Consider the following 3,867-nt stretch of genomic DNA (forward strand, 5'->3'; position numbering starts at 1 on the left):
TTCACTTTTAGATTTTTTAAAGGTCTAAATTCACTTTCATGATAATATAATATTATATTATTTATGTACTTCGATATTATTGTCAAATCTTTTATTGGATTATAACAATAGACACAATTCACAATATCTGACACAATTCACAATAATCCTAAAAAGTTTTAATAAGTTATTTATTAATAATTTAAAAAGACACAATTCACAATATCTGACACAATTCACAATAATCAAAGTCTTAATAAATATATAATTATTAAAAGTTTCATTTGTTAGTCAATAATTGAATTTGCCAATATGTGAACTAAAACAAAAAATAAAACCTTGATTTTATTATGGAGATTATAAAATGGTTGAGATAAAATATGTACCATCTATTTGTCCTTACTGTGGTACCGGTTGTGGTATCAACTTTGTAGTCAAAGATGGAAAAATCATTGGTGTCGAACCATGGAAAAGACACCCTGTTAATGAAGGAAAAGTATGTCCAAAAGGTAACTTTGGATGGCAATTCATTAACCACCCAGACAGATTAACTACTCCGTTAATCAAAGAAAATGGTGAATTCAGAGAAGCTTCCTGGGATGAAGCTTTAGACTTAGTAGCTAGCACACTTAAAAAATATGCTGACACTGACCCTAACAAATTAGGTTTCTACGCATGTGCTAGATCTCCTAACGAAAACATTTACATTACCCAAAAATTAGCAAGAGCTGGATGTGGTACTCAAAACGTAGACCACTGTGCACGTATCTGTCACGGTCCTACTGTAGCTGGTCTTGCAACCACCTTCGGTTCAGGTGCATCCACCAACGGTTATGACAGTATTGAAGAAGCTGATTTCATCTTCTGTATTGGTTCTAACAACATGGAAGCACACCCATTATTCGGTCGTAAAATTATCAGAGCTATTAAAAACGGTGCTAAATTAGTAGTAGCAGACCCAAGATACACTCCTACTGCAAAATTAGCTCACGAATACATGCAATTCAAAACCGGTACTGACGTAGCATTAATGAACGGTATGATCAAAATCATCATTGAAAACGACTTGCAAGATGATGAGTTCATTGCAGAGAGAACCAAAGGTTACGAAGAAATGAAAGAAGTTGCAATGAAATACGACCTTGAAAGAGTAGCTGATATTACTGAAGCTGACCCTGAACAAATTAAACGTGTAGCTATCGAATATGCTAAAGCTGAAAACGCAGCTATTGTATACTCCTTAGGTATTACCGAACACTCTCACGGTGCAGACAACGTAATGTCCACTGCTAACTTAGCAATGTTAACCGGTAACTTAGGTAAAATCGGTGGAGGAGTAAACCCATTAAGAGGACAAAACAACGTACAAGGTGCTTGTGATATGGGTGCATTACCTTCTGACTATGTAGGTTACCAAAAAGTTGCAAACCCTGAAATTACCAAAAAATTCTCAGAAGCTTACCAAATCGACTTGCCAACCACTCCTGGTTTAACCTTAGTCGAAATGATGAACGCTGCTCACTCTGGTGACTTAAAAGTATTATACATCCACGGGGAAGACCCTGTACTCTCCGATGCAGATATTAAACACACCAAAGAAGCAATTGCAAACTTAGAAATGTTAATCGTTCAAGAATTGTTCATGACCGATACCGCTGCTGAAGCAGATGTAGTATTACCTGCTGCAGGTTGGGGTGAACAAGAAGGTACCTTCACTTCTGGTGAAAGAAGAGTTCAATGGTTACGTAAAGCTCAAGAACCACCTAAAGGTACTATGCTTGACTGGAAGATAATGGAAGAAATTGCTGTAAGAATGGGCAGACCAAGAGAATTATTCCACTACGAAAATGCTGCTGAAATTTGGGAAGAAATCAGAGAACTCGCTCCTTCCTACTACGGTATTACCCACGAAAGATTACTCAAACCTGAAGGTGTACACTGGCCATGTCTCGACCCAGAAGATCCTTGTGAACCTTTAATGCACAAAGACAAATTCGCTCACCCAGATGGTTTAGGAGTATTCCAAGCATTAGAACACAGAGGTCCTGTCGAAGTTGTTGATGATAAATATCCATTACTCTTAACTACTACCCGTATCTTGTTCCACTATCACGCTGCAATGACCAGAAGATGTGAAACCTTAGATAAGGAAGTACCTACTGGATTCATCGAAATCAACACTGAAGATGCAGCAGAAAGAGGAATTCTTAACAATGAAATAGTAAAAGCATACTCTAGAAGAGGAGAAATTGAAATTCCTGCTCGTGTAACTGACGACATTAAGAAAGGTATTGTAAACATTCCTATGCACTTTACCGAATGTGCAGCTAACATGTTAACCAACTCCGATTCTTTCGACCCTAAATGTAAGATGGTTGAATTAAAAGCTTGTGCTATTCAAGTAGAAAAATTATAAGGTGAATAAGGAGTAGATTAATATGGCTATTAGTGTAAATGATTTATTTTATGCATACTCTGCTAATGATGAAATTAAAGACAAAGGGGAATACGGTGGAGCAGTTACTACCATCATGAAATACTTACTCGAAGAAGGTATTGTTGATGCTGTTGTTGCTGTAGAAGAAGCAGCTGACTTATACGACGCTAAACCTATTCTCATCACTGACCCAGCAGATGTTATCAAATCTGCAGGATCCCTTCACTGTGGTACATTAAACTTAGCAAAATTCGTATCCAAATACTTAGACGGTGCAAGAGATATGAAAATTGCTGTTACATGTAAACCATGTGATGCAATGACATTAAAAGAGTTAATGAGAAAACGAAAAGTTATCGAAGAAAACGTTATCATGATTGGTGTAAACTGTGGAGGTACCATGCCACCTGTACCAACCATGAAAATGATTCGTGATGTTTACGAATTAGACCCAGCAGACGTCATCAAAGAAGAAATTTCCAAAGGAAAACTCATCATGGAAACCGCTGATGGTGAAAAAGCTATTTCCATTGATGAACTCGAAAAAGACGGAATGGGTAGAAGAGAAAACTGTCAAAGATGTACCATGAACATCCCTACCAACGCTGATTTAGCTTTAGGTAACTGGGGAGTTATTGGTGATTTAGCAGGAAAAGCAACCTTTGTAGAAATTTGCTCTGAAAAAGGTGCAGAAATCTTCAAGAAAGTAATTGATGCTGGAGTAATCGTAGCTCAAGAACCACTTGAAAAAGGTGTAGAAATCCGTGCTAACATCGACAACATCATGGTAAAACAAGCTATGAAACAAAGAGAAATCGACTTTGCTGGAACCTCTGGTGACATCTTAGAAGTATTTGCAGAATACAAAGAAGAATTCTCCAAATGTATGAAATGTTACGGTTGCCGTGAAGCATGTCCTCTCTGTTTCTGTGAAGACTGCTGTCTCGAAGCTGAAGGTCCTGAATGGGTACCTGGTGGATACACTCCTGCAGCTCCATTCTTCCACTTAACTCGTATGGTGCACATGGTAGACGCATGTACCAACTGTGGTCAATGTTCCGAAGTATGTCCTTGTGAAATTCCAGTATCCAAAGTATGGGCTACTGTAAACCAAAAAGTCAGAGATGTATTCGGATACTACAGTGGTGTGGACAACGAAGCTCCATTACCATTCACTGAATTCGGAGAAAAATCCTACAAAGGATACTCTACTTTGTTATTAGAAGATTTATGGAAATTAATCTAAGTAGAGAAACTCCAAAACAAAATTTAGTATATGGTATATAGAATAAATTTTAGTTGTTGTAAAACTTTGTAATGAGCATTTCGCTTATTATATTCGTTTTACAATTTTCTATTTTTATTCTCCTTTTTAATTTAATAATTTTTAAAATAGTCACCTCTTATTCACTCATTACTCAATGAAAACTATTTTTTAAATTATTTAAATT

General features: G+C 36.7%; 2 protein-coding genes. Both read left to right on the plus strand.

Translation table 11 applies throughout. The features are described 5' to 3' along the window. Positions 1-343: 343 nt before the first annotated feature. Positions 344-2,395 carry a formate dehydrogenase subunit alpha gene (gene fdhF / locus ACKI67_RS07640; protein ID WP_407462891.1) on the plus strand — a complete coding sequence of 684 codons (2,052 nt, stop codon included), beginning with the start codon at positions 344-346 and terminating at the stop codon, positions 2,393-2,395. Positions 2,396-2,417: 22 nt separating this feature from the next. Next, positions 2,418-3,662, plus strand: a complete 1,245-nt coding sequence (locus ACKI67_RS07645; protein ID WP_407462892.1) for a Coenzyme F420 hydrogenase/dehydrogenase, beta subunit C-terminal domain — start codon at positions 2,418-2,420, stop codon at positions 3,660-3,662. The last annotated feature ends 205 nt before the right edge of the window (positions 3,663-3,867 follow it).

The sequence above is a fragment of the Methanobrevibacter sp. genome (assembly GCF_045577275.1).
Classification (GTDB): domain Archaea; phylum Methanobacteriota; class Methanobacteria; order Methanobacteriales; family Methanobacteriaceae; genus Methanobrevibacter.